The following is a 25,972-nucleotide window of genomic DNA, read 5'->3' on the forward strand; positions in this document are numbered from 1 at the left end:
GGATGGACTCCTTCTTACTTCTTGGACGGGGACTTGGGCCGCTGCGGACCCTTGCGCTGTCCGGACTGGGCCTTGCTGCGGGTGCCGCCGGCGGGCTTCGGACCGCCCTGCTTGGCAGCGGTGGCGGGCTTGTCCTCGGACTGGTCGGACTTGGTGAGCGACGTCTTCGGCTCGTTCTCACCGGCCACCTTCGCGCCGACGGCACCGCCGTGCTGCCGCTGCGACTTGCTCTGCCGCTTGGGCTGCTGGCGCTTCGGGGTTCCGGCGGCGGTGGTCGGCGTACCGTCCTCGGCCTGGGCCGCGGCCGCGCTCTCGCTCCTGATCACGGTTCCATCGGTCTGGGCGGCGAGGCCGGCCTTGCTCAGGCCGTTGATGAACTTGCGCTCGAACTCGTTGCGGTCGCGGCCCTTGACGACGATCGCCTTGACGATGGCCCGGTCGCGGCGCTTGCCGACCTTTTCGTGCTGCGTGACGTGCTTGCCCAGGCGCTCGAGGTACGCGGCCTGCGCCTTGGAGCCCGGAGTCGGGTTGTTGCGGATCACGTACATCTGCTGGCCCATGGTCCACACGTTCGTGGTCAGCCAGTAGACGAGGACACCGACGGGGAAGTTGATGCCGAAGACGGCGAACATGACCGGGAAGACGTACATCAGCATCTTCTGCTGCTGCATGAAGGGCGTCTTCACCGTGGTGTCGACGTTCTTCGTCATCAGCTGACGCTGCGTGTAGAACTGCGACGCCGACATCAGGACGATCATGACCGCGGTGACGATGCGGACGGTGGTCAGCGAGGCGTCGAGTGCGGCGACATCAGCGCTGCTGTCGGTGAACTTCGCGGCCAGCGGAGCCCCGAAGATGTGCGCCTTCTGCGCGCTCTCCAGCAGGCTCTGGTTAATGACACCGATGGTGTCGTTGTTCGCGATGCTGTTGAGCACGTGGTACAGGGCGAAGAAGAACGGCGACTGCGCCAGGATGGGAAGGCACGAGGAGAGCGGGTTGGTGCCCGTCTCCTTGTACAGCTTCATCATCTCTTCGGACTGACGCTGCTTGTCGTTCTTGTAGCGCTCCTGGATCTTCTTCATCTCGGGCTGGAGCGTCTGCATGGCCCGGGTCGCCTTGATCTGCTTCACGAAGAGCGGGATCAGGCAGATACGGATCAGGATCACCAGGGACACGATCGACAGGCCCCAGGCCCAGCCAGTGTCGGGGCCGAAGATGGCGCCGTACACCGAGTGGAACTGGACGATGACCCAGGAGACGGGTGTGGTGATGAAGCTGAAGAGGCTGGCAATCGTGTCCACTAATCATGCTCCTTGGGCATGGGACGGTGTCTCTGCGGCCGGGCTCGAGGGGCCGGACCGACTTGTGGGAGAAGTCGGTCCCTCGAGGGCCGGTTCGGCGGCGGAGGACCCGCCCTTGCGTGCACGCCACGCGTTACGCAGCGTTTCGTGCCACCGCGGGCGCTTGCGCGGCGGGACATGGTCCACACCGCCCAGCGACCACGGATTGCACCGCAGGATGCGCCAGGCCGTGAGTGCCGTTCCCTTGATGGCACCATGCCGGTCGATGGCCGTGTAGCCGTAGTGGGAGCACGACGGGTAGTACTTGCAGACCGGCCCCAGCAGCGGACTGATCGTCCACTGGTAGAGCTTGATCAGAGCCAGCAGCGGGTACTTCATCGCGCGCCCCCTCCCAGCAACCGCTGGAGAGCGGCATCCAGGTCTCGGGCCAGCTGTGCATGGTCGGCGTCGCCCGATCTGGGCAGCGCTCGTACGACTACCAGGCTACCGGGGGGCAGCTGGGCGACTCGCTCGCGCATCAGGTGGCGAAGCCTGCGCTTGACTTTGTTGCGCACGACCGCGCCACCCACGGCTTTGCTCACGACGAAACCCGCACGCGTCGGGGGAGCGCTCTCCCCAGGCGCATGCGGGTCCGTGGCACCGCTTCGAAGGTGGACGACGAGGTGCGGGCGTCCTGCCCGACGTCCTCGCCGTACCGCGGTCGCGAAGTCCTCGCGCCGCCTCAGCCGGTTCTCGGTGGGCAGCACGACGTCATGACCTGATCGGGATCAGGCGGACAGACGGGCGCGACCCTTGCTACGGCGGGACGCGAGAATCGCGCGGCCGGCACGGGTGCGCATACGCAGCCGGAAGCCGTGGGTCTTCGCGCGACGACGGTTGTTCGGCTGGAAGGTGCGCTTGCTCACTCGGGGGCTCCAGAAAGAATCGGTGGTTGCGGGGTGCCGTCCTGGCTGTCACCGTGCGCCCACGAGTAGCTCGCAGTTACGCCCGAGTGCACCGCTTACCGATCACCCAAATGATCTGTGCCCATCGGAGGCAGGCGGCAGCAGCCATCGACAACTCGACCTGGTTACGGTACGCGCGGCTACGCCATCCGGTCAAACCGGGAGTCGCCGGGAGACACTTGTCCACAGGCTGGGGACAACAACTTGAACCGTACCGGCCGCGCTGACTACCGTGACGGAACTCCGATTCGTTCCCTTATCCCTGCCCCACCCGATTTACATCCCGAGCCGTCCCAGAACCACACGTTCGTGGGACCTGTGAGAGAGCGTGCCCTGTGGCTGACGTACCTGCCGATCTTGCCGCAGTGTGGCCACGCGTATTGGAGCAGCTCCTCGGGGAGGGGCGCGGCCAAGGGGTCGAGGGGAAGGACGAGCACTGGATCCGGCGCTGCCAGCCGCTCGCGCTGGTCGCGGACACCGCGCTGCTCGCGGTGCCGAACGAGTTCGCGAAGGGCGTACTCGAGGGGCGGCTGGCGCCGATCGTCAGCGAGACGCTGAGCCGCGAGTGCGGGCGCCCGATCCGGATCGCGATCACCGTCGACGACTCCGCGGGCGAGCCCCCCGCCCCTCCCGCGCCCCCGGCGCGCCCCCAGCAGCGCTACGAGGAGCCCGAACTCCCGTCCGCGCGCTCGGACCGCGACGGGTACGACCGTCAGGAGCGTGACGGGTACGACCGCCCCGAACGCGACGGATACGACCGCCAGGACCGCGACGGGTACGACCGCCCCGAACGTGACGGATACGACCGTCAGGAGCGTGACGGGTATGAGGGGTACGGCCGTCACCGCGCCGAGCCACTGCCCGGGCCGGCCGGCGACCAGCTTCCGCCTACGCGCGCAGATCATCTGCCGACGCCCCGTCCCGCATACCCCTCCGAGTACCAGCGCCCCGAGCCCGGCGCCTGGCCGCGGCCGACGCAGCAGGACGAGTACGGCTGGCAGCAACAGCGCCTCGGCTTCCCCGAGCGTGACCCGTACGCGTCACCCGGGCAGGACTCGTACGGCTCCGGCTCGCAGGACGCCTACGGATCCCAGGACTCCTACGGCCCGAAGGACACGTACGGGTCCAAGGACTCCTACGGCCCGCCCTCCCAGGACTCCTACGGTTCCCCCTCCCAGGACTACCGCCCACAGCCGGTCGAGCGGCCCTCCTACGACCAGCAGCGCTCCGACTACGACACATCGCGGGGCGATTACGACCAGCGTGACGCGGTGCGCCGGGAGCTGCCCGAGCCCCCGGCCGGTTCGGGCCACGTGCACCGGGGCGGCCCGGTCGGTCCGAACCTGCCGACGACCGGTGCGCCCGGCCCGCTGGCCGCGCAGCCCGCGCCGGCGACAGGCCCGGGTGAGCCGACCGCCCGCCTGAACCCGAAGTACCTCTTTGACACCTTCGTCATCGGCGCCTCCAACCGCTTCGCGCACGCGGCCGCGGTCGCCGTGGCCGAGGCGCCGGCGAAGGCGTACAACCCCCTGTTCATCTACGGGGAGTCCGGGCTCGGCAAGACCCACCTGCTGCACGCGATCGGGCACTACGCGCGCAGCCTGTACCCGGGCACACGGGTGCGGTACGTGAGCTCGGAGGAGTTCACCAACGAGTTCATCAACTCCATCCGCGACGGCAAGGGCGACAGCTTCCGCAAGCGGTACCGCGAGATGGACATCCTGCTCGTCGACGACATCCAGTTCCTCGCGGACAAGGAGTCGACGCAGGAGGAGTTCTTCCACACCTTCAACACGCTCCACAACGCCAACAAGCAGATCGTGCTCTCCTCCGACCGGCCGCCGAAGCAGCTGGTGACGCTGGAGGACCGGCTGCGGAACCGTTTCGAGTGGGGCCTGATCACGGACGTCCAGCCGCCCGAGCTGGAGACGCGGATCGCGATCCTCCGCAAGAAGGCGGTGCAGGAGCAGCTGAACGCGCCGCCGGAGGTGCTGGAGTTCATCGCGTCCCGGATCTCGCGGAACATCCGTGAGCTGGAGGGCGCGCTGATCCGGGTCACGGCGTTCGCGTCGCTCAACCGGCAGCCGGTCGACCTGGGCCTGACGGAGATCGTCCTGAAGGACTTGATCCCCGGGGGCGAGGACTCGGCCCCCGAGATCACCTCGACGGCCATCATGGGCGCCACGGCGGACTACTTCGGGCTGACCGTCGAGGACCTGTGCGGCACCTCACGCGGCCGCGCCCTCGTCACCGCCCGGCAGATCGCCATGTACCTGTGCCGTGAGCTGACGGACCTGTCGCTGCCGAAGATCGGCGCATTGTTCGGCGGGCGCGACCACACCACGGTCATGCACGCGGACCGCAAGATCCGCAACCTGATGGCCGAGCGCCGCTCCATCTACAACCAGGTCACGGAGCTGACCAACCGCATCAAGAACGGCTGACCGCCGCAGGCGAAAGCTCCGCATCAAGATCGGCTGACGCCGCCGGCGGAGCGCCGATGAGGGCGCCCTCCTGTGCTTCCGGGGGCGCCCTTCTTCATGCCCCGGGAGGCGGCCGCCGAGAACCGCGCCCAGCATCCCCCCGGCACTCGACCGCAACCCACTGTTCGATTAGTCGCCGGGTTACGGCCCCTCTCCACAGATTCGGTGACTTTCTGCCGTCCACATCCTGGGGACCGGAGAGTTGTCCAGATCGTGTCCACAGGAGCCACTGTTGAAAGACCATCAGACCAGCTCAGGTGGTTGTGGATTGGTGGACAAAGGATCTCCACAGACTGTGGACGACGAGATGATCCACAGGCTGTGCACCGAGTTGTCCACCGGCTGCCCACAGGCTGGGGGCGGTTGTCCCCAGCAAACGGTCGCTTCTCCACATGCCTGTCCACTGTTCGGCAACCCGACGCGAGCCCTCACCGAGTCGAGTGAAAGGCGTCACACAAAGGTGCCGGGTTGGGCTGTGGGAAAGCTGGGTAAAGCTGGGGATGGCGCTGGGGAGAACTTGCCTCACCCTGTGCACGGCGTGTGCAGAACTTTCTGTTCTCCACAGATACGCCCGGTTGTCCACCGCCTCCACCCACAGGACCCGTGGACAAAATTCCCGCCCTGAGCTGGGCAAACGAGGTTATCCACGGTATCCACAGGCCCTACTACTACTCCCGACTAGAGAGAGCTGGGAATCCGTTTCGAAGGGGGCCCTGTGCACAACTCGCTCTTCGGTGCCCGGCCGCCCCTCGTCACGACTTGACCCCGAGAGGCACCTACTGTCAGTGCCGTGCGTCAGACTGGTCCCCGGTGTCCTCCCCCTCACAGGGACCGTCGGCACCGAGACAGACGACGAGGGCCAGGCAGAGCGAGAAGCGCCGGCAACAGCAGGAGGCGGCAACAGTGAAGATCCGGGTGGAACGCGACGTACTCGCGGAGGCAGTGGCCTGGGCGGCACGCAGCCTCCCGGCCCGTCCGCCGGCGCCTGTCCTCGCCGGCCTCCTGCTGAAGACCGAGGAGGGCCAGCTGAGCCTGTCCGGCTTCGACTACGAGGTCTCCGCGCGGGTCTCCGTGGATGCCGAGGTCGAGGAGGAGGGCACGGTCCTGGTCTCCGGCCGCCTGCTCGCGGACATCTGCCGCGCGCTGCCCAACCGCCCGGTGGAGATTTCCACAGACGGTGTACGGGCGACCGTGGTCTGCGGCTCCTCCCGGTTCACACTCCACACCCTGCCTGTGGAGGAGTACCCGGCCCTGCCCCAGATGCCGAACGCGACGGGCACCGTCCCCGGCGAGGTCTTCGCCTCCGCCGCCTCCCAGGTCGCCATCGCGGCCGGCCGTGACGACACGCTGCCCGTCCTCACCGGTGTGCGCATCGAGATCGAGGGCGACACCGTCACGCTGGCGTCCACCGACCGCTACCGCTTCGCGGTCCGCGAGTTCCTGTGGAAGCCGGAGAACCCGGAGGCCTCCGCGGTCGCCCTGGTGCCCGCCAAGACGCTCCTGGACACCGCCAAGGCCCTGACCAGCGGCGACCAGGTCACCCTGGCGCTGTCCGGCTCGGGCTCCGGCGAGGGCCTGATCGGCTTCGAGGGCGCCGGCCGCCGCACGACGACCCGGCTGCTGGAGGGCGACCTCCCGAAGTACCGCACGCTGTTCCCGACGGAGTTCAACAGCGTCGCCGTGATCGAGACCGCCCCGTTCGTGGAGGCCGTCAAGCGCGTGGCCCTGGTCGCCGAGCGCAACACCCCGGTGCGGCTCAGCTTCGAGCAGGGCGTGCTCATCCTGGAAGCCGGTTCCAGCGACGACGCACAGGCTGTGGAGAGGGTCGACGCTCAGCTCGAGGGCGACGACATCTCGATCGCCTTCAACCCGACGTTCCTGCTGGACGGCCTGAGCGCCATCGACTCCCCGGTGGCCCAGCTGTCGTTCACGACGTCCACCAAGCCCGCCCTGCTCAGCGGCAAGCCGGCGCTGGACGCCGAGGCGGACGACGCCTACAAGTACCTGATCATGCCGGTGCGCCTCAGCGGCTGAGCCGGGCCCGAGGGCCGCGGGCAGGCTGGGGATCACCGGCGGTTGTCCACAGGCTGAGGACAAAGCCGCAGGTGAGGGCGTACGGGTGAGCGCGTATGCCCACAGATGTGCGCGAGCGTCCGGGTTTAGGGTCGGACGTGGGTACGAAAGTGCCTCGCGGTACGCACGTGCCGCCACGCCACGTCGCAGAACCTAAGGAACACAACTGATGGAGCTCGGTCTCGTCGGCCTCGGCAAGATGGGCGGCAACATGCGCGAGCGGATCCGCCGCGCAGGCCACACCGTCCTCGGATACGACCGCAACCCGGACCTCGCCGATGTCCACAGCCTGGAAGAGCTTGTGGGTAAGCTCAGCGGCCCGCGCGTGATCTGGGTGATGGTCCCGGCCGGTGAGGCCACGCAGACCACGATCGACCGTCTCGCCGAGCTGCTGGAGCCCGGCGACGTCGTCGTGGACGGCGGCAACAGCCGCTGGACCGACGATGAGCGGCACGCGGAGGAGCTGGCGGCCAAGGGCATCGGGTTCGTCGACTGCGGTGTCTCCGGCGGAGTCTGGGGCCTGGAGAACGGCTACGCGCTGATGTACGGCGGTGACAAGGAGAACGTCGCCAAGGTGCAGCCGGTCTTCGACGCCCTCAAGCCGGAGGGCGATTTCGGCTCGGTGCACGCCGGCAAGGTCGGCGCGGGCCACTTCGCGAAGATGGTCCACAACGGCATCGAGTACGCGATGATGCAGGCCTACGCCGAGGGCTGGGAGCTCCTGGAGAAGGTCGACTCCGTGACCGACGTCCGGGAGGTCTTCCGCTCCTGGCAGGAGGGCACGGTCATCCGTTCCTGGCTGCTCGACCTCGCGGTCAACGCGCTCGACGAGGACGAGCACCTGGACGAGCTGCGGGGTTATGCACAGGACTCCGGCGAGGGACGCTGGACTGTGGAGGCCGCCATCGACAACGCGGTGCCGCTGCCGGCGATCACCGCGTCGCTGTTCGCGCGGTTCGCCTCCCGCCAGGAGGACTCGCCCCAGATGAAGATGATCGCGGCGCTGCGGAACCAGTTCGGCGGCCACGCGGTCGAGAAGAAGTAATCCACAGGGCTGTACGGCAGTCCACGAACGCCCGGGGAGGTCGGCGAAACGACCATGCACGTCACGCATCTGTCGCTGGCCGACTTCCGTTCGTACCCCCGGGTCGAGGTCCCGCTCGACCCCGGGGTGACGGCCTTCGTCGGGCCGAACGGGCAGGGCAAGACCAACCTGGTCGAGGCCGTCGGCTATCTCGCCACTCTCGGCAGCCACCGGGTCTCCTCCGACGCCCCCCTGGTCCGCATGGGCGCCGAGCGCGCGATCATCCGGGCCCAGGTCCGGCAGGGAGAGCGGCAGCAGCTGGTCGAGCTGGAGCTGAACCCCGGGCGCGCCAACCGGGCGCGTATCAACAGGTCCTCGCAGGTCAGACCGCGTGACGTGCTGGGGATCGTACGGACCGTGCTGTTCGCGCCCGAGGATCTCGCGCTGGTCAAGGGCGATCCCGGCGAGCGGCGCCGTTTCCTCGACGAGCTGATCACCGCGCGCTCTCCGCGCATGGCCGGGGTCCGCTCCGACTACGACCGGGTCCTCAAGCAGCGCAACACACTGCTGAAGTCGGCCGCCCTGGCCCGTCGGCACGGCGGCCGCACCATGGACATGTCCACGTTGGACGTGTGGGACCAGCATCTCGCGCGCGCGGGGGCCGAGTTGCTGGCCCAGCGCCTGGACCTGATCGCCGCGATCCAGCCGCTGGCGGACAAGGCATATGAGCAGCTCGCGCCCGGTGGCGGCCCGATCGCCCTGGAGTACAAGCCGTCCGCGCCGGGCGAGGCGCACACCCGCGAGGATCTCTTCGAGCAGCTGATGGCGGCGCTCGCGGAGGCCCGCAAGCAGGAGATCGAGCGCGGTGTCACCCTGATCGGCCCGCACCGCGACGACCTGCAGCTCAAGCTCGGCCAGCTCCCGGCCAAGGGCTACGCCTCCCACGGCGAGTCCTGGTCCTACGCGCTGGCGCTGCGTCTGGCCTCGTACGACCTGCTCAGGGCGGAGGGCAACGAGCCGGTGCTGGTGCTCGACGACGTCTTCGCCGAGCTGGACACCCGTCGCCGTGAGCGCCTGGCCGAGCTGGTCGCGCCGGGCGAACAGGTCCTGGTGACGGCCGCGGTCGACGACGACGTACCGCATGTGCTGTCCGGGACGCGGTTCGCCGTGTCCGAGGGGACGGTGGAGCGGGTATGACGGAGAACACATCCGGCGACGCCCCCCGGTCCTCCAAGCCCCCCGAGCCCTCCGGCGTCGACCTCGCGCGCGTGGCGCTGCGCGCGGCCAAGGAAGCGGCACGCGCGCGGGGGGACGCGGCGCAGCAGAAGAAGCAGGCGCGCCGCGGCGGTCTGCGATCCGGCGCGCGAGCCGACGGACGCGACCCCATGGCACTCGGATCCGCGATCAACCGGCTGATCACCGAACGCGGCTGGGAGGCGCCGGCCGCGGTGGGCGGTGTGATGGGCCGCTGGCCGCAGATCGTCGGCGAGGACGTGGCCAAGCACTGCGTACCGGAGAGATACGACGAGGACGAGCGCGTCCTGACGGTGCGCTGCGACTCGACGGCCTGGGCGACGAACCTCCGGCTGCTGGCGCCCACGCTGGTCGCGCGGCTGAACGAGGACCTGGGCCACGGCAGGGTGAAGCTGATCAAGGTGCAGGGCCCCGGCGGGCCCGCCCGCCGCTACGGCCCGTTGCGCGCGCCCGGCAGCACCGGTCCGGGCGACACCTACGGCTGATCGGCACCGGTTTTCCCACCTGTCGACAGCACGTGACTGACATCACATCGGGGGCTTCCGGCGGCTCTGTCGGAGCGTCGGCGGCCCTCTTGGCATGTGCCCGCACACGGTTGCGAATCGCGACCTGACTCCTAAGTAGCCAAGGGTTGACGGTCGGAAGCGCTGAGTGCCTCCGTGAGCCTCTTGGAGCCCCCTTCCGTATATCGGGAGTCGGACAAGACCCGTCGAGGGCGGCACATGCGGACTCAGGTACCGGCAAACCCCCATCAGTGTCAGTGCTACCGGTAGACTGGAAGCAATCCCGCCCCACTCGCTGGGGACCGTCCGGGAAAAGCTGAGCAACGCTGATCAAGGCTTACCAACGCAACATGCCGCAGCCGCTCCGGCAACCCGCCGACGAGCCTGGCTCGTGCTGTGCCAGAAAGGGCGCTTCGTGGCCGATTCCGGCAACCCCAACGAGAACATCCCGTCCACCGACGAAGGCGTGAGCAGCGAGGCGATCACCTCCAGCAGCGAGGTCACCGCCTCGTACGACGCCAGTGCCATCACCGTCCTCGAGGGTCTGGACGCGGTCCGCAAGCGACCCGGCATGTACATCGGCTCGACCGGTGAGCGCGGCCTGCACCACCTCGTGTACGAGGTCGTCGACAACTCCGTCGACGAGGCGCTGGCCGGGCACGCGGACACGATCCAGGTGACGATCCTCCCCGACGGCGGCGTCCGCGTCGTCGACAACGGCCGTGGCATCCCGGTGGGCATCGTCCCGTCCGAGGGCAAGCCGGCCGTCGAGGTCGTGCTGACCGTGCTGCACGCGGGCGGCAAGTTCGGCGGCGGCGGCTACGCGGTCTCCGGTGGTCTGCACGGCGTTGGCGTCTCGGTGGTGAACGCCCTGTCCAGCAAGGTCTCCGTCGAGGTGAAGACCGACGGCCACCGCTGGACGCAGGACTACAAGATGGGCGTCCCCACGGCGCCGCTCGCCAAGCACGAGGCCATCGAGGAGACCGGCACCTCGGTCACCTTCTGGGCCGACGGCGACATCTTCGAGACCACCGACTACTCCTTCGAGACGCTCTCGCGGCGCTTCCAGGAGATGGCGTTCCTCAACAAGGGCCTCACGATCAAGCTCACGGACGAGCGCGAGTCCGCGAAGGCCACGTCGGGGGCGGACGAGGCGGGCGCGGACGAGACCGCCGAGGTCAAGACGGTCACGTACCACTACGAGGGCGGCATCGTCGACTTCGTGAAGTACCTCAACTCCCGCAAGGGCGAGGCGGTGCACCCCACCGTCATCGACCTGGAGGCCGAGGACAAGGACAGGCAGCTGTCCCTCGAGGTCGCCATGCAGTGGAACGGCGGCTACACCGAGGGTGTGTACTCCTTCGCCAACATCATCCACACCCACGAGGGCGGTACGCACGAGGAGGGCTTCCGGGCCGCGCTGACCTCGCTGATCAACAAGTACGCGCGCGACAAGAGGCTGCTGCGCGAGAAGGACGACAACCTCACGGGCGACGACATCCGCGAGGGTCTGACGGCGATCATCTCGGTCAAGCTGAGCGAGCCGCAGTTCGAGGGCCAGACGAAGACCAAGCTGGGCAACACCGAGGCCAAGACGTTCGTCCAGAAGGTCGTCTACGAGCACCTCGCGGACTGGCTGGACCGCAACCCGAACGAGGCCGCGGACATCATCCGCAAGGGCATCCAGGCGGCTACCGCGCGCGTGGCGGCCCGCAAGGCCCGTGACCTGACCCGCCGCAAGGGCCTGCTGGAGACCGCGTCCCTGCCGGGCAAGCTCTCCGACTGCCAGTCGAACGACCCCACCAAGTGCGAGATCTTCATCGTCGAGGGTGACTCCGCCGGCGGCTCGGCCAAGTCCGGCCGCAACCCGCAGTACCAGGCGATCCTCCCGATCCGCGGCAAGATCCTGAACGTCGAGAAGGCGCGGATCGACAAGATCCTTCAGAACCAGGAGATCCAGGCGCTGATCTCGGCCTTCGGCACCGGAGTCCACGAGGACTTCGACATCGAGAAGCTCCGCTATCACAAGATCATCCTGATGGCGGACGCCGACGTCGACGGCCAGCACATCAACACCCTGCTGCTGACCTTCCTGTTCCGTTTCATGCGGCCCCTGGTCGAGGCCGGGCACGTGTACCTCTCCCGCCCGCCGCTCTACAAGATCAAGTGGGGCAAGGACGACTTCGAGTACGCGTACTCCGACCGCGAGCGTGACGCTCTGATCGAGATGGGCCGCAACGCCGGCAAGCGCATCAAGGACGACTCCGTGCAGCGCTTCAAGGGTCTCGGTGAGATGAACGCCGAGGAACTGCGCGTCACGACCATGGACCAGGAGCACCGTGTCCTCGGTCAGGTCACCCTCGACGACGCCGCCCAGGCCGACGACCTGTTCTCGGTCCTCATGGGCGAGGACGTCGAGGCCCGCCGCGCGTTCATCCAGCGCAACGCCAAGGACGTCCGCTTCCTCGACATCTGAGTCGGTCTCAGCTGACCGCACCAGGAAGGATCTTCACCAGCAATGACCGACGAGAACACTCCCGTGACGACGCCCGAGGGTGACGCCCTGGCCATGCGCGTCGAGCCCGTCGGGCTCGAGACGGAGATGCAGCGCTCGTACCTCGACTACGCGATGTCCGTCATCGTCTCGCGTGCGCTGCCCGACGTCCGTGACGGCCTCAAGCCCGTCCACCGCCGCGTGCTGTACGCCATGTACGACGGCGGCTACCGCCCCGAGCGCGGCTTCTACAAGTGCGCCCGCGTCGTCGGCGACGTCATGGGCAACTACCACCCGCACGGCGACTCCTCCATCTACGACGCGCTGGTCCGCCTCGCGCAGCCGTGGTCGATGCGCATGCCGCTCGTCGACTCCAACGGCAACTTCGGCTCCCCGGGCAACGACCCGGCCGCTGCCATGCGGTACACCGAGTGCAAGATGGCGCCGCTGTCGATGGAGATGGTCCGTGACATCGACGAGGAGACCGTCGACTTCACGGACAACTACGACGGCCGCTCCCAGGAGCCGACCGTCCTGCCGGCCCGCTTCCCGAACCTGCTGATCAACGGCTCGGCCGGTATCGCGGTCGGCATGGCGACCAACATCCCGCCGCACAACCTGCGCGAGGTCGCCGCCGGCGCCCAGTGGTACCTGGAGAACCCCGAGGCCTCCCACGAGGAGCTGCTGGACGCGCTCATCGAGCGCATCAAGGGCCCGGACTTCCCGACCGGCGCGCTCGTCGTCGGCCGCCGGGGCATCGAGGAGGCGTACCGCACCGGCCGCGGCTCCATCACCATGCGCGCGGTCGTCGAGGTCGAGGAGATCCAGAACCGCCAGTGCCTGGTGGTCACGGAGCTGCCGTACCAGGTCAACCCGGACAACCTCGCCCAGAAGATCGCCGACCTCGTGAAGGACGGCAAGATCGGCGGCATCGCGGACGTCCGCGACGAGACCTCCTCGCGCACCGGCCAGCGCCTGGTCATCGTGCTGAAGCGGGACGCGGTCGCCAAGGTCGTGCTGAACAACCTCTACAAGCACACCGACCTGCAGACGAACTTCGGCGCCAACATGCTGGCGCTGGTGGACGGCGTGCCGCGCACGCTGTCGCTGGACGCGTTCATCCGCCACTGGGTGACGCACCAGATCGAGGTCATCGTCCGCCGTACGCGCTTCCGGCTGCGCAAGGCCGAGGAGCGGGCGCACATCCTGCGCGGTCTGCTGAAGGCCCTGGACGCCATCGACGAGGTCATCGCGCTTATCCGGCGCAGTGACACCGTCGAGATCGCCCGCGGCGGCCTGATGGACCTGCTGACGATCGACGAGATCCAGGCCAACGCCATCCTCGAGATGCAGCTGCGCCGACTGGCCGCCCTGGAGCGCCAGAAGATCGTCCAGGAGCACGACGAGCTCCAGGCGAAGATCAACGAGTACAACGAGATCCTCGCCTCCCCCGTCCGCCAGCGCGGCATCGTCAGCGCCGAACTGGCCGCGATCGTCGAGAAGTACGGCGACGACCGCAAGACGACGCTGATCCCCTACGAGGGCGACATGTCCATCGAGGACCTGATCGCCGAGGAGGACATCGTCGTCACGGTCACCCGGGGCGGCTACATCAAGCGCACCAAGACCGACGACTACCGTGCCCAGAAGCGCGGTGGCAAGGGCGTGCGCGGCACGAAGCTCAAGGAAGACGACATCGTCGACCACTTCTTCGTCTCCACCACGCACCACTGGCTGCTGTTCTTCACCAACAAGGGCCGCGTCTATCGCGTGAAGGGCTACGAGCTGCCCGACGCCGGCCGGGACGCACGGGGCCAGCACGTGGCGAACCTGCTCGCCTTCCAGCCGGACGAGTCGATCGCCGAGATCCTGGCGATCCGCGACTACGAGGCGGTCCCCTACCTCGTGCTCGCCACCAAGGCCGGACTTGTGAAGAAGACGCCTCTGAAGGATTATGATTCGCCCCGTTCCGGCGGTGTGATCGCGATCAACCTCCGCGCGATGGAGGACGGGTCCGACGACGAACTGATCGGTGCCGAACTCGTCTCGTCGGACGACGATCTCCTTCTGATCAGCAAGAAGGCGCAGTCGATCAGGTTCACCGCATCGGACGACACCCTGCGGCCCATGGGCCGTGCCACCTCGGGTGTCAAGGGCATGAGCTTCCGCGAAGGCGACGAGCTGCTCTCGATGAATGTTGTTCGACCCGGTACGTTCGTGTTCACTGCCACAGACGGCGGGTACGCGAAGCGGACCAACGTCGACGAGTACCGCGTCCAGGGTCGCGGCGGCCTCGGTATCAAGGCCGCCAAGATCGTCGAGGACCGCGGATCCCTCGTCGGCGCGCTGGTGGTCGAGGAGACCGACGAGATCCTCGCCATCACGCTGTCGGGCGGTGTGATTCGTACGCGAGTCAACGAGATCAGGGAAACCGGCCGTGACACCATGGGCGTCCAACTGATCAATCTGGGCAAGCGCGATGCCGTCGTGGGCATCGCTCGCAACGCCGAGGCGGGGCGCGAGGCGGAGGAGGTCGACGGCGATGTGGTCGTCGACGAGACCGCCGTGGGCGCCGCGACCAGCGGCACGGACGAGGGTGAGGCGCCCTCGGCCGAGTAGGCACGAGGAGTGAGTCAGCGTGAGCGGAGCCACGGGCGCCGGACCGGCCGGAACCTCGAGGGGTACGGAAGCGGACGACGGCGGCCGTGGCTCCGCCGCGCGTGCGGCGGACCCGCACACGACCAATCTGAAGGCGATCAAGTCCCCGACCAAGGACGAGCCGTCGCCTGACGCGCACGAATCACAGGGGGGAACTGTGACGGACACCCGAGGTCCGCAGACTCAGCAGGCCAAGTCCGGTGCGGGGGCGTCCGCCTCCGGCGCGCAGCCGCAGCCGGCCGGGCAGGAACCGGCCACGGCCTCGCCCCTGCCCGGCGAACGCAAGACGCAGCAGCCGGCCGGTCCGTACCACCCGCCGCAGGCCTACCCGGCGCAGCAGCAGGCGGCGGCCGGGGCCGGCTCCGGCGCGGTACGGCGTCCTCGCACGGGGGCGCGCACCTTGCCCCGCGTCCGCAAGGCGCGGCTCCGCGTGGCGAAGGCCGACCCGTGGTCGGTGATGAAGGTCAGCTTCCTGCTCTCCATCGCCCTGGGCATCTGCACGATCGTCGCGTCCGCCGTGCTGTGGATGGTCATGGACGCGATGGGCGTCTTCTCGACGGTCGGCGGCACGATCTCCGAGGCCACCGGATCGAACGAGTCCAACGGCTTCGACCTGCAGGCTTTCCTGTCGCTGCCCAACGTCCTGATGTTCACGTCGGTCATCGCGGTCATCGACGTGGTCCTGGCGACCGCCCTCGCGACGCTCGGCGCGTTCATCTACAACCTGTCCGCGGGCTTCGTGGGCGGGGTGGAGCTGACGCTCGCCGAGGACGAGTGACGTCACCTTCGTCGTTCTCCTGACGAGGCTGACCTGACGGTGCTCTGACAACCGATTTTGGGACTGCCCATGTCGTGCGCTAATCTTCAGGAGTCAGCGCGCGGGACACACACCGCAGAGCGCGGCGGGGCTATAGCTCAGTTGGTTAGAGCGCATCCCTGATAAGGATGAGGCCACAGGTTCAAATCCTGTTAGCCCCACCAGCGAGAAGACCCCCAGTCGAATGCGACTGGGGGTCTTTCGGTGTCCGTGGCCGGTGTTCAGATGGACAGCTCTGTGCCCGACGGCCACGGCCGATGGTCAGGGTCGACGGCCGTGTCTCTCATCCGGTGGGCACGCCCTGATCCGAGGCCTCTGGAGCAGGACATGCGTAAGCCCGGCCGCTCCGCAGAGCTGCCGGGCTTTGTACGCAGTTCGCCGGGACGTTGTTCTGAGAGGTTCAGCGCTGGAGGGGCGTGAGATGGTCCGCCTCGGGGTCGGAGCCGGGGTCCTCGCCGGTGCTGTCGGTGCCGGGGGAGGCGGCCGTGTCCGCGGGTGAGCGGTGCCGGCAGCGGGGGGTCTTGCCGTGGGCCTCGGCGCGGATGCGCTGCTTCATCGTGGGGGGCAGGGCCCTGGGGGAGGACCAGGGGGACATCACCGGTGCCGCCGTCCGCTGCTGCGGGATGCTCACGCCGTTGCTGTTGCTCTTCTGCTCGGTCTGCGGTACGGCCGCGGCGGCGGTCGTGGTGATCAGTCCGAGCGCCGTGCACAGCGCGAGGAAGGCGGTGACGATGGTGGTCCACAGCTTCATGACCTTGTTCCGGGCCATGGCCCCTCACTTTCGGGTTGGGCGATTTGCGTACTTTCCTCATGATGTGTATGGGGGTCGAGAAGTGGTGGATCTCCGCCCGTGGCGCGTCGATGTTCTGATGAACACCACCCGGATGGGTGCAGGGCGGATGAAAAGGTGAGGAAAGTGCCGAAGGGGGGTCAAAGTAACCGTCCGTCGGCGTGTGGTCACCCTCCGATCGGAGCGGTGTACTCCGCTTCTATCCCGGCTCCCGGGACGGGAGTTGAGGGCCGACGCAGGTCACCGATCGGTCTCGGCCGGTGTGTATAGTCGGGCGCCAGAGGTCCCCTACGTCAAGGAAAGACGAGGTCGCGCGGTGAAGAAGCTTCTCCTGGTCGCACTGGCCGCCATCGGCGGGCTCCTCGTGTACCGCCAGATCCAGGCGGATCGCGCCGAGCAGGATCTGTGGACGGAGGCGACTGACTCCGTGCCCACGGGTTCGTGAGTCACGACAACTCAGACCGAGCACACCCCGGCCGCCTCGCGGTCGGGGTTTTGTGTGCCGAGGGCCGGTCGTGAACCCGGTGCACGCGGCAGGATGGGCCACGGCTTCAGGGCTCTGCGGTCCGGCGAGGGGGAGGGGTGGCGCGTGAGGGGACGGTGTCGTACGGCGTGGAGACGGCACGCGGGGGCGTGGCGCGGCCGTCCGGCCGTGGCCGTGCGCGTCGGCGCCGCGGCGCTGGTCCTGGGCACGACGACGGCAGCGATGCCGACGACAGTTGCAGCGCTTCCGACCGCGGCGGCAGCGGTTGCGGGGCGGGCCTCCGCCACCGCGGCGCAGGCCTCCGTCATCGCTGCGACGGCCTCCGGTACGCCGAGCCCGTACGCCTTCACCGACGGAGCCCGCAGCATCGAGGGAGCCGGCAGCACCGGTGACGCCCCCCTCCTGAAGCCCGGCGAGGCCTACAAGAGCTCCCTGCCGGGCAGCGGCAGGGTCAGCTACCGCCTCGACCTCGACGCCGCGTCCAACGCGTACGTCTCCGTCACGGCCGTCCCCTCCCCCGACACCACCGTCTCCGTCATCGACGGGGTCAAGGTGACCGTGCAGGACGCCGAGGGCAACACCTGCTCCGACGACACCAAGCGCTTCGGTACCGCCCGCAGCCCCCACCCCGTCGCCGCGTGGGGCATGCGGGAGATCTCGCCCAACCGGCCGCTGTGCCGGAAGGCCGGTGCCTACTACGTGTCCGTCGAGCGCGCCGACCCCGAGGGCGACGGCTCCTCACCGGACGCCTGGGACCTGGAACTTTTCGCCACGACGGAACCGCGGACAGCGAAGACCGGGGCGACCAGCGCGCCCGAGGTGTGGAACTCCGCCACGCCCCAGCCGCTCCAGGGCGAGCCCGAACACCGCAAGGGCGGCGCGGGATTCACCGGGGCGACGCCCCTGGACCAGGGCGTCTGGCGGGACGACATCCGGCCCGGCCAGACCCTCTTCTACCAGGTGCCCGTCGACTGGGGACAGCAGATCTCCGCCACGGCGGACCTCGGCAGCTCGGACTCCGGCGGTACCGGGTACACATCCGACGCGCTGGACCTGGCCGTCTACAACCCCGCGCGCGGTGACGTCGCCGATGTGGCCGTGGGCTACGACGGCGACCAGAACTCCAGAAGCCTGCCTCCCCTGCCACCGGTCGACCACGCCAACCGCTACTCCGCCATCGCCCAGGTGAGCGCGATGCGCTTCGCCGGCTCCTACTACCTCGTCGCCCACCTCGCCCAGGGCGTTGCCGACAGCTTCGGGGACGGGCCGTTCAAGATGACGCTGCGCGTGACGGTGAGCGGGGAGCCGCGTGGAGGGCCCGAGTACGTGGGGGAGTCCGTGCCGAACGGCGTCTTCGAGGTCTCGGAGCAGGACCGGGAGGCGGCAGCGGAGGGCGTGGCCGCGGGCGGCGACACCGCCATGAGGGTGCTCGCCGTCGGCGGCATCGGCACCGGGAGCGCCCTGCTCGTGGGGCTCGGCGTGTGGACCCTTGTGGCCCGGCGCAGAAGCGTCGCGTAGGGGCCTTGGGGCGGTCTGCCGCGGCGCGCGGATTATCGCGTGAGGGGAGCGCCGACCCGTCCGGGCGGTTCGCCGCAGCGCCGGGCTCCCCGTTCCCGTCCCGCCGGCCCCGCCGCGCCGGCGTGCGCGTCAGGACCGCTCAGATGCGGGACAGCGCCCAGAAACCCACGGCGTAGCAGGCCAGTGCGAGGAGCAGCAGGGGCACCGCCACCCGGGCCGGAGGACCTGGTCGCGAGGGCCGCTGAGCCCGATGCCGTGACGGTGCCGGGCCGCTCGGCGGGGCCGTCGGTGTCCGGGCGGTGTACGAGGCTGTGGAGGCGTCCGCCCGGTACTGCTCAGCGGGAGGCACCGGCGGACCGGTGTGCACCGGTGGGAGCGGCTGGGCGGGGGACAGCCGGTGGGTGGTGTCGTAGGGGGAGACGGGCGCCTGCACGGGCGGGGCGTGGACCGGTGCGGGACGGGCCTGCCCGGCCGCGGGGGACGAGGTGACGGTGGGCTGCGGCGGCGGCAGATGGAAGCTGCCGGTGTCCGACATGGACGCCGGCTGCGCCGGGTCGGCGGTGTGCCGGGGATCGGACTGCACCACCTGTGCGGGATGCCGGTCGTGCTCGGAAGCCTGCGGCCCGCCCGGCTCCGACGCCTCGCCCTCGGTACGCCTCTGCGAGGACCGCTCCCCGCCCCTCTCCGAGGGGCCGGACGGCTCCTCCCTCGGGCCCAGCCCCTTCGCTCTCTCCAGCGGCCCCTCGGGGGCGAACCCTCGCGGCAACGGGCCCAGTTGGTCGAAGATCTCGATCAGCTCGTCGTCCGGGCCCGGCTCGGGAAGCAGCTCCGCGGCGGCGGCGAGCGCCTTGCGTGCCCCGGTGGCCGTACGGAAGCGCGCCTCCGGATCAGGCTGGAGCAGCGAGGCCACCACCTGCCACAGCGGCTCCGGAATGCCCTTGGGCGCACCGGGCGTCCCGTGCTCGGCGAAGTACTGGATGAGCGCCTTGCTGTCCGGTTTGGCGCCTTCCAGCAGATACAGCGCGACCAGTCCCACGGCGAACAGGTCGGCGGGGAAGTCCGGTTCGGCCCCCATCAGCTGCTCGGGCGCGAGGTATCCGGGCGTCCCCACCACGAGGTTGGTCTCCGTCAGGCGGGGCTCGCCCAGCCGCATCGCGATGCCGAAGTCGGACAGCCGCAGCCGCGGCCGGCCGGTGCCCGTGGCCTCCAGCAGCACATTGGCGGGTTTCACGTCACGATGGACGACGTCCTCCGCGTGCACCGCGGCCAGGCCCGCCAGCAGCTGATCGAGCAGGGTGCAGACGAACGCCGGCGGGAGCGGGCCGTAGTCACCGACGAGGTGGACGAGCGAACCGCCCGCGACCAGGTCCATGGTGAACAGGACCTTGTCGTCGTCGGCGGCCCAGCTGGTCGGGGCGAGCACATGCGGGTGATCGATCCGCAGGGCCTGTTCCCGTACGAAGCGCAGCAGCGAGTGCGCGTCGCTCTGGAGCAGGACCTTGGCGGCCACGTAGCGGCGGCGGCGGTGGTCCCACGCGCGCCAGACGGCACCGACCCCTCCGCGCCCGATCGGGTCGACCAGTTCGTACCGGCCGGCGAAGACCTCACCCATGGCTGTACGTCGCTCCTCCCCCTGCGGCTTCCCCCCTTGCTTCCCCCTCGGCGAGCGCTACGACTCCCCGACGGACGAAACGGCTCCCCCGAATCCCCCGAATCCTGATCCCCCTCGAACCCACGGGCTCCCCCGAACCCCTGGAATTCCCGGGCTCCCCCGAACCCAGGCTGTCTCGAACCCGGCTCCCCCGATGCGTGATACGTCCCCCTCGCGTCGACCGGTCCCCCGTACGGAACACGCCCCCACGTGCCCGCCCGTACCGTGACGCGTCCCCCGTCACCTCACCCGAGCCCGTTGCCGAACCCCCTTCGGCGGTCGGGCGGTGGGTTCAGTTCTGGTGGGACTGGTAGTGCGTGACGGCGTCCGAGGTGCGGCCGGCGCCGTAGACCCGGAGGAACTCTGCCAGCTCCGGATGGCTCGGGGCGAGAGTGTCGGCGGCGTCGATGATGTCGCCCGCCGCCGCGACCGACCGCAGCAGCGACTGGATCTCGCGCACGACGCGCTTGACCGTGGGCGCCCCCGAACTGCTCGTCGTCTGCGTGGTGTTGCTCAGCACCGAGCCCCCCTGCGACTTCTTGATCTCCTCCATGCGCTCGGTGGCCTCGGCCGCGCTCACACTGCCGTCCGCGACCTGGCCCGCCAGGTCCTGCAGCAGCTGCACCCGCTGCACCACGGCCGGGTTGCCGATCTTCGCCCGCTGACCACTCATCAGCTGCGACAACATCGGTGCGGACAGTCCCAGAACCCCCGCGAGACGAGCCTGGTTGAGACCAAGATCGTCGATGAGCCTACGGAAGAGTGCCCCCAGTGGCTCCCCGTACCAGTTCCGCTGCAGTTCCCGCGCTCTTGCGGTCGCTTCCTGCTGTGCGGCGTCCATTGCGTCTCCCCATCGCTTCCCCATGTACGGCGGTTCGCGGTAGCGAACCACGCCGAGCATCTTACGGAGAGTGGTCGGTGACGGGGACCCCCAATCTTTTTGCGGAACCACGGGGGAGACCCGGTACTCTGGTCTCCGACGCCCGCCGGGACGCGGTTTCTCCGGCCGGACGTCCCCTTCCGGGGCCTTAGCTCAGTTGGTAGAGCGCTGTCTTTGCATGGCAGATGTCAGGGGTTCGACTCCCCTAGGCTCCACTCCGGAAATGCCCTCCGAGCTGCGGAAACGCGATCTCGGGGGGCATTTCGCATGCCGGCGCGGACGGCGGGGGCGCCTGTTTCACGTGAAACAGCCCGGCGGGGCGGGAGACCATCAAGTCTCCCGCCCCGCCGGGCTGTTCGATCAGGCGCCCTCAGGAACCGTCGTCGCGCCGGGAGGCCTCGTCCTCGGCCTGCTTGGCCTCGACCTCCGGATCCAGGACCGCCGGGCCGGTGCCGTCCACGGACGACAGACGCCCCGACTCGGGGACCTCCGTCGCGGCCGGCGGCTCCACCAGCCAGTCCGGATTGGCCTGCTTGTCCCACCACTTCCACGCGGCGAAAGCACCACCGGCGACCGCGCCCAGAATCATCAGCGTCTTCATGGCCTTACCGGCCTTGGCCCGCCGTTGGTGCTTGCGGACCAGCTTCTGGATCTCCTTGGGCGTGACCTGGCCGCGCAGCGCGGACAGGGCGGCCGCGCTCCGGGCCGCGGCCTCGGTCGTGACAGGCACGGCCGCGGCCACTGCCTGCTCGATCCTCGGACGCGAGTACTCGGCCGCCTGGCGAGCGGCCTTGCGGGTGCGCTCGGCCGCTTCCTGGGCAGCTTGGTCGACCTTCGGCGGCACATGCGTGCGGGCCTGCTCCAGATACGGCTGCACATGAGTGCCGTACTGGACGCGCGCCTGCCCTGCGGCCTGCGTCACCTTGGGCGCTAGCCGTACGCGTGCCTCGTGTGCGTAGTGCGCGGCCCTGTCCTTGGCCGTGTCGGCGTAGGGCGCCACCACTTCCGCGGCGTGCAGCACGCTGTCCTTCGCCGAACCGGTCGCGGCGCGCACGCTGTCGATGCGGGTCACGGGTTCCTCCTCCTCGGTGGCGTACGGTATTTCGACTTTCCACCCTTTTACGGATCATGCCTCCCGGCACACGACCAGGCATGCGCGGAAGGGCATCCGGGTCACGGGAACCGGCGTCCGAACGCCGATCACGCGCAATAGCGGATGAATAGGGGGCAACAGGAGCTTGTCGTCGACAATGCCACGGATCGCCGCCGGGCGCCCCCACCCCGGGACGACTCGACTTCTTTTTGCGTACACCCGCCGAGGGTTTCCCCCCGCTGCCACGCGGTCGGGCGACGCGGAGGCCCGTCCGTGCGAGGATCGGGGAGTCACGGAAAGACAACGGAAGGCAGATCGTGGCCGAGCAGCTCTACGCCACCCTGAAGACCAATCACGGCGACATCGAAGTCCGGCTTCTGCCGAACCACGCGCCCAAGACGGTCAAGAACTTCGTCGAGCTCGCCCAGGGCGAGCGGGAGTGGACCCACCCGGAGACGGGACAGAAGTCCACGGACAAGCTCTACGACGGCACGGTCTTCCACCGGGTGATCAGTGGCTTCATGATCCAGGGCGGTGACCCGCTGGGCAACGGCACCGGTGGCCCCGGCTACCAGTTCGAGGACGAGTTCCACCCCGACCTGCGCTTCGACAAGCCCTACCTGCTCGCGATGGCCAACGCCGGCCCCGGCACCAACGGCTCGCAGTTCTTCATCACCGTCTCCCCGACGGCGTGGCTGAACCGCAAGCACACCATCTTCGGCGAGGTCACCGACGCGGCCAGCCAGAAGGTCGTGGACACCATCGCCACGACCCAGACGAACCCGCGCACCGACCGTCCGCTCAACGACGTGGTCATCGAGTCGGTCGTCATCGAGACCCGCTGAGCGCGAAGGCTTCCGTGGGGGACCCCGTGACGGCCCGCAGGCCGTCATGCGCGGGCGCCCCGCAGGGAACCAATCGCCCCGCTCATCCGTAAGGATGAGCGGGGCGGGCTTTTCTCACACGACCTAGGGGAGACCATGGACGACCAGGCTGCGGGCAGCCCGCAGGACGCCCACAGCGTCCCCATGTGCTACCGCCACCCGGACCGCGAAACGGGCATTCGCTGCACTCGCTGCGAGCGCCCCATCTGCCCCGAATGCATGGTCAACGCCTCCGTCGGCTTCCAGTGCCCCGAATGCGTCCGCACCGGCTCCGGCACCGGTCACCCGCCCTCGGCCGCCATGCCCCGGACGATCGCGGGCGGCTCCGTCGCCGCCGACCCCCGGCTGCTGACCAAGATCCTCATCGGCATCAACCTGGCCGTGTTCATCGCCGTCCAGGTCCACGAGTCGCTGCTGAACGACATCGTCCTCCTCGGCGCCTGGCCGCCCGCGCCCTTCACGCCCACCCAGGGCGTGGCCGGAGGCGAGTGGTACCGCATGGTCACGTCGATGTTCACGCACCAGGAGATCTGGCACATCGCCTTCAACATGCTCAGCCTGTGGTGGCTCGGCGGTCCCCTCGAAGCGGCGCTCGGCCGCGCCCGCTACCTCGCCCTCTATGTCATCTCCGGCCTCGCCGGCAGCGCCTTGGCCTACCTGCTGGCATCCCCGACCACGGCGACCCTGGGCGCCTCCGGCGCGATCTTCGGCCTCTTCGGCGCGACGGCCGTGCTGATGCGCCGGCTCAACTACGACATGCGGCCGATCATCGCGCTGCTGGTGATCAACCTGATCTTCACCTTCAGCCCCGGCTTCAACATCTCCTGGCAGGCCCACATCGGCGGCTTGGTCGCCGGTGTCGTCGTCGGATACGCCATGGTCCACGCCCCGCGCGAACGCCGCGCCCTGGTCCAGTACGGCACCTGCGCCCTGGTCCTCGGCGTAGTCGTGCTCATGACCGTGTTGAGGACGGCGCAGCTCGCCTGACCAGGCGTTGTCCACAGCGGGTGCCGGATCTTGTGCATACGGTGCGGGAACACATGTGCCCCCTGTCGCTGACCTACGTTTCCGCAGATCAGGCAGGGGGCGAACAGGTTTTCGAGTACCGGTACTTCCGTCATACCGGCGTCAACGTCCAACGGGTTATCCACAGATCGTCTTCATTATCCCCATGTGGAAAACCGCTGTGGATAACTCAGCGAACAACCCTGGGCAGAGCTGCGTTCACCGGCCGGTGACCGCTACTTCCACTGGGTCGAGACACCGAATCCGGCGGCGATGAAGCCGAATCCCACCACGATGTTCCAGTTGCCCAGCGAGTCGATGGGCAGCGATCCGTCGGTGACGTAGAAGACGACGATCCAGGCCAGGCCGATGAGGAACATGGCCAGCATGACGGGCGCGACCCAGGCACGGTTGGTCAGCTTGATCGCGGTCGTCTGCTTGGCAGGCGGCGGCGTGTAGTCGGCCTTCTTGCGGATACGTGACTTCGGCACGAGGGTCTCTCCTGTCGATGCGCTGCGTGGCCGCGCAGGTAACTGGGTCGGTCTCGGGGCAGCGTAAGGGGACTCCGATTGCTCCCCCGGGCGTCCGTTAGCGTAGTGCTTCCGCCGCGCCGAAGGAGATAAGGGTACGTTGAGCAATTCTGCCGACTCCCCCGGGACGGGATCCACCCCTGAGCGCGCGCGCCGTTTCCGGCCCGTGCGCATCCTCACGGCGGCCGTGTTCGCTCTCGCGGGGCTGATCTTCTTCACCAGCTTCAACACCGCCAAGGGCACCAACATCCGTACGGACACCTCGCTGCTGAAGCTGTCCGACCTCATCCACGAGCGCAGCCGTGAGAACGGGGAGCTGGACGAGACCAACGGCACCCTGCGCCAGGACATAGAGGCCCTCGCCGAGCGGGACGACGGCAGTACCAAGGCGGAGGACGACAAGCTCAGCGCGCTGGAGAAGCGCGCGGGCACACAGAAGCTCAGGGGTGACTCGCTCACGGTCACGCTCAACGACGCTCCGCCGGACGCCACCGCCAAGCTGCCCGGCTACCCCGAGCCGCAGCCGGACTACCTGGTCATCCACCAGCAGGACCTCCAGGCGGTGGTGAACGCGCTGTGGCAGGGCGGGGCCAAGGGCATCAAGGTCATGGACCAGCGGCTGATCTCGACCAGCGCGGTGCGCTGCGTGGGCAACACCCTGATCCTCCAGGGGCGCGTGTACTCGCCGCCGTACAAGATCACGGCGGTCGGTGACCCGGGCAGGCTGAAGAACGCGCTCGCGGCCTCCGCCGCGATCCAGAACTACATGGTCTACGTCAACGTCTACGGGCTCGGCTGGAAAGTCGAGGAGAACGGCCCGGTGACTCTGCCCGGCTACTCGGGCACAGTGGATCTGCATTACGCGAAGCCCGTGGAGCAGTAGCCGGACCGGGGGAGCTGCCGGTGCGCGTGATCGTCAGGACCGTCAGCGAACTGTGCATCACCGTCGGCAGCCTGATCGTGCTGTTCGTCGTCTACGTGCTCTTCTGGACCGGTGTGCGGGCCGACGGCGTCATGGACGACCAGATCGACCTGCTCCGGAAGGAGTGGTCGAAGCCCCGTCCGCCGGCCGGCGCGTCCCCCGAGGGGCCGGTGAAGCCCGCGCCGTACGCCCAGGGCAGGCCTTTCGCGATCATGTACATCCCGCGCTTCGGTTTCACGTGGAACAAGCCCGTGCTCGAAGGCACCGCCACCGGCACCTTGAAGAAGGGGCTGGGGCACTATGCGCAGACCGCTCAGCTCGGGCGGAAGGGGAACTTCGCCGTCGCCGGCCACCGCCGCACCTACGGCGATCCCTTCAAGGACTTTCCCGAGCTCAGGCGGGGTGACGCGGTGGTGCTGACGGACGGCACGACCTGGTTCACGTATCGGATCGACAAAGGCCCGTACAAAACAGTGCCCTCGGACATCGAGGTGATCGACCCTGTCCCACGTACATCCGGGTACACGCGTTCGGGCCGGTACCTGACGCTGACCACGTGTGAACCGGAATGGGGACACAGCCACCGGCTGATCGTCTGGGCGCACCTGGACTCCACTCAGCCCGTGGAGGCCGGGAAACCAGAGGCGCTGCGCCGTTAGTCTGG

The 25,972-nt window shown here is 68.8% G+C and carries 23 protein-coding genes and 2 tRNA genes; 16 read left to right on the plus strand and 9 right to left on the minus strand.

The genetic code is table 11. The features are described from left to right. Window positions 1-14: 14 nt before the first annotated feature. From yidC to rpmH, 4 genes are read right to left on the minus strand one after another with little or no spacing between them, the layout of a single operon-like run. Complete coding sequence (gene yidC / locus AB0937_RS32545; protein ID WP_366716837.1) at window positions 15-1,301, minus strand: membrane protein insertase YidC; 1,287 nt, start codon at window positions 1,299-1,301, stop codon at window positions 15-17. 3 nt (window positions 1,302-1,304) lie between these two features. Beyond that, window positions 1,305-1,679: a membrane protein insertion efficiency factor YidD gene (gene yidD, locus AB0937_RS32550; protein ID WP_366716839.1), complete on the minus strand. Its 375-nt coding sequence runs from the start codon at window positions 1,677-1,679 to the stop codon at window positions 1,305-1,307. Beyond that, complete coding sequence (gene rnpA / locus AB0937_RS32555; RefSeq protein ID WP_366716842.1) at window positions 1,676-2,047, minus strand: ribonuclease P protein component; 372 nt, start codon at window positions 2,045-2,047, stop codon at window positions 1,676-1,678. The genes yidD and rnpA overlap by 4 nt, the downstream gene beginning before the upstream one ends. 21 nt (window positions 2,048-2,068) lie before the next feature. Further along, a complete protein-coding gene (gene rpmH / locus AB0937_RS32560; RefSeq protein ID WP_003956500.1) occupies window positions 2,069-2,206 on the minus strand; it encodes a 50S ribosomal protein L34 in 138 nt (45 codons plus the stop codon). Between the two features lie 374 nt (window positions 2,207-2,580). On the opposite strand from rpmH, the gene dnaA reads away from it, so the two are divergent. From dnaA to AB0937_RS32605, 9 genes are all read left to right on the plus strand, one after another. Beyond that, complete coding sequence (gene dnaA, locus AB0937_RS32565) at window positions 2,581-4,689, plus strand: chromosomal replication initiator protein DnaA (RefSeq protein ID WP_366716845.1); 2,109 nt, start codon at window positions 2,581-2,583, stop codon at window positions 4,687-4,689. Window positions 4,690-5,631: 942 nt separating this feature from the next. Beyond that, window positions 5,632-6,762: a DNA polymerase III subunit beta gene (gene dnaN, locus AB0937_RS32570; protein WP_234750285.1), complete on the plus strand. Its 1,131-nt coding sequence runs from the start codon at window positions 5,632-5,634 to the stop codon at window positions 6,760-6,762. 208 nt (window positions 6,763-6,970) lie between these two features. Next, on the plus strand, window positions 6,971-7,846 hold the full coding sequence (gene gnd, locus AB0937_RS32575; protein ID WP_361114601.1) for a phosphogluconate dehydrogenase (NAD(+)-dependent, decarboxylating): 876 nt from the start codon (window positions 6,971-6,973) through the stop codon (window positions 7,844-7,846). A gap of 54 nt (window positions 7,847-7,900) precedes the next feature. Beyond that, window positions 7,901-9,022 (plus strand): DNA replication/repair protein RecF, encoded by a 1,122-nt coding sequence (gene recF / locus AB0937_RS32580; RefSeq protein WP_366716848.1) that lies wholly within the window; start codon window positions 7,901-7,903, stop codon window positions 9,020-9,022. After that, on the plus strand, window positions 9,019-9,564 hold the full coding sequence (locus AB0937_RS32585) for a DciA family protein (RefSeq protein ID WP_366716850.1): 546 nt from the start codon (window positions 9,019-9,021) through the stop codon (window positions 9,562-9,564). Before recF ends, AB0937_RS32585 begins: the two co-directional genes overlap by 4 nt. Window positions 9,565-9,997: 433 nt before the next feature. After that, complete coding sequence (gene gyrB, locus AB0937_RS32590) at window positions 9,998-12,058, plus strand: DNA topoisomerase (ATP-hydrolyzing) subunit B (protein WP_366716852.1); 2,061 nt, start codon at window positions 9,998-10,000, stop codon at window positions 12,056-12,058. 42 nt (window positions 12,059-12,100) lie between these two features. Then, window positions 12,101-14,695 (plus strand): DNA gyrase subunit A, encoded by a 2,595-nt coding sequence (gene gyrA, locus AB0937_RS32595; RefSeq protein ID WP_366716854.1) that lies wholly within the window; start codon window positions 12,101-12,103, stop codon window positions 14,693-14,695. Window positions 14,696-14,714: 19 nt separating this feature from the next. Then, complete coding sequence (locus AB0937_RS32600; protein ID WP_366716856.1) at window positions 14,715-15,512, plus strand: DUF3566 domain-containing protein; 798 nt, start codon at window positions 14,715-14,717, stop codon at window positions 15,510-15,512. Between the two features lie 126 nt (window positions 15,513-15,638). Beyond that, window positions 15,639-15,715 (plus strand) — tRNA-Ile (locus AB0937_RS32605). A 236-nt stretch (window positions 15,716-15,951) separates the two neighbouring features. Here the strand turns inward: AB0937_RS32605 and AB0937_RS32610 are convergent. Further along, a complete protein-coding gene (locus tag AB0937_RS32610) occupies window positions 15,952-16,320 on the minus strand; it encodes a DUF6344 domain-containing protein (protein WP_366716858.1) in 369 nt (122 codons plus the stop codon). Window positions 16,321-16,657: 337 nt separating this feature from the next. Here AB0937_RS32610 and AB0937_RS32615 point away from each other — a divergent pair, with 337 nt between their 5' ends. Then, on the plus strand, window positions 16,658-16,786 hold the full coding sequence (locus tag AB0937_RS32615; protein WP_003999697.1) for a DLW-39 family protein: 129 nt from the start codon (window positions 16,658-16,660) through the stop codon (window positions 16,784-16,786). A 207-nt stretch (window positions 16,787-16,993) separates the two neighbouring features. Next, on the plus strand, window positions 16,994-18,343 hold the full coding sequence (locus AB0937_RS32620) for a hypothetical protein (protein WP_366716860.1): 1,350 nt from the start codon (window positions 16,994-16,996) through the stop codon (window positions 18,341-18,343). A 139-nt stretch (window positions 18,344-18,482) separates the two neighbouring features. Here the strand turns inward: AB0937_RS32620 and AB0937_RS32625 are convergent, their stop codons facing one another. Together AB0937_RS32625 and AB0937_RS32630 are read right to left on the minus strand one after the other, a co-directional pair. Next, on the minus strand, window positions 18,483-19,955 hold the full coding sequence (locus AB0937_RS32625; protein WP_366716862.1) for a protein kinase: 1,473 nt from the start codon (window positions 19,953-19,955) through the stop codon (window positions 18,483-18,485). 331 nt (window positions 19,956-20,286) lie between these two features. After that, window positions 20,287-20,835 (minus strand): DNA-binding protein, encoded by a 549-nt coding sequence (locus AB0937_RS32630; protein WP_189590515.1) that lies wholly within the window; start codon window positions 20,833-20,835, stop codon window positions 20,287-20,289. Between the two features lie 181 nt (window positions 20,836-21,016). Here AB0937_RS32630 and AB0937_RS32635 point away from each other — a divergent pair. Beyond that, window positions 21,017-21,089: transfer RNA gene (locus tag AB0937_RS32635), tRNA-Ala, on the plus strand. 155 nt (window positions 21,090-21,244) lie between these two features. On the opposite strand, the gene AB0937_RS32640 is transcribed toward AB0937_RS32635, so the two are convergent. Beyond that, window positions 21,245-21,946: a DUF5324 family protein gene (locus AB0937_RS32640; RefSeq protein WP_366716864.1), complete on the minus strand. Its 702-nt coding sequence runs from the start codon at window positions 21,944-21,946 to the stop codon at window positions 21,245-21,247. 338 nt (window positions 21,947-22,284) lie between these two features. Between AB0937_RS32640 and AB0937_RS32645 the strand changes: the two genes are divergently transcribed. Then, a complete protein-coding gene (locus AB0937_RS32645) occupies window positions 22,285-22,812 on the plus strand; it encodes a peptidylprolyl isomerase (protein ID WP_033309915.1) in 528 nt (175 codons plus the stop codon). 135 nt (window positions 22,813-22,947) lie between these two features. Continuing rightward, window positions 22,948-23,838 (plus strand): rhomboid family intramembrane serine protease, encoded by an 891-nt coding sequence (locus AB0937_RS32650; protein WP_366716866.1) that lies wholly within the window; start codon window positions 22,948-22,950, stop codon window positions 23,836-23,838. Between the two features lie 254 nt (window positions 23,839-24,092). Here AB0937_RS32650 and crgA read toward each other — a convergent pair whose 3' ends face one another. After that, window positions 24,093-24,347: a cell division protein CrgA gene (gene crgA / locus AB0937_RS32655; RefSeq protein WP_221755573.1), complete on the minus strand. Its 255-nt coding sequence runs from the start codon at window positions 24,345-24,347 to the stop codon at window positions 24,093-24,095. Window positions 24,348-24,486: 139 nt separating this feature from the next. On the opposite strand from crgA, the gene AB0937_RS32660 reads away from it, so the two are divergent. Then, window positions 24,487-25,269, plus strand: a complete 783-nt coding sequence (locus tag AB0937_RS32660; protein WP_366716868.1) for a DUF881 domain-containing protein — start codon at window positions 24,487-24,489, stop codon at window positions 25,267-25,269. A 20-nt stretch (window positions 25,270-25,289) separates the two neighbouring features. Then, window positions 25,290-25,967, plus strand: coding sequence for a class E sortase (locus AB0937_RS32665; protein WP_366716870.1), 678 nt, complete (start codon window positions 25,290-25,292; stop codon window positions 25,965-25,967). Window positions 25,968-25,972 lie beyond the last annotated feature (5 nt).

The organism is Streptomyces sp. NPDC047880 (assembly GCF_040706515.1).
GTDB lineage: Bacteria > Actinomycetota > Actinomycetes > Streptomycetales > Streptomycetaceae > Streptomyces.

What these genes read in the sequence shown, in the direction of transcription:
- yidD (WP_366716839.1), bottom strand. Translation starts at nt 1,679, where the DNA reads ATGAAGTACCCGCTGCTGGCTCTGATCAAGCTCTACCAGTGGACGATC.
- gnd (WP_361114601.1), top strand. Translation starts at nt 6,971, where the DNA reads ATGGAGCTCGGTCTCGTCGGCCTCGGCAAGATGGGCGGCAACATGCGC.
- recF (WP_366716848.1), top strand. Translation starts at nt 7,901, where the DNA reads ATGCACGTCACGCATCTGTCGCTGGCCGACTTCCGTTCGTACCCCCGG.
- AB0937_RS32585 (WP_366716850.1), top strand. Translation starts at nt 9,019, where the DNA reads ATGACGGAGAACACATCCGGCGACGCCCCCCGGTCCTCCAAGCCCCCC.
- gyrA (WP_366716854.1), top strand. Translation starts at nt 12,101, where the DNA reads ATGACCGACGAGAACACTCCCGTGACGACGCCCGAGGGTGACGCCCTG.
- AB0937_RS32610 (WP_366716858.1), bottom strand. Translation starts at nt 16,320, where the DNA reads ATGGCCCGGAACAAGGTCATGAAGCTGTGGACCACCATCGTCACCGCC.
- AB0937_RS32625 (WP_366716862.1), bottom strand. Translation starts at nt 19,955, where the DNA reads ATGGGTGAGGTCTTCGCCGGCCGGTACGAACTGGTCGACCCGATCGGG.
- AB0937_RS32630 (WP_189590515.1), bottom strand. Translation starts at nt 20,835, where the DNA reads ATGGACGCCGCACAGCAGGAAGCGACCGCAAGAGCGCGGGAACTGCAG.
- AB0937_RS32650 (WP_366716866.1), top strand. Translation starts at nt 22,948, where the DNA reads ATGGACGACCAGGCTGCGGGCAGCCCGCAGGACGCCCACAGCGTCCCC.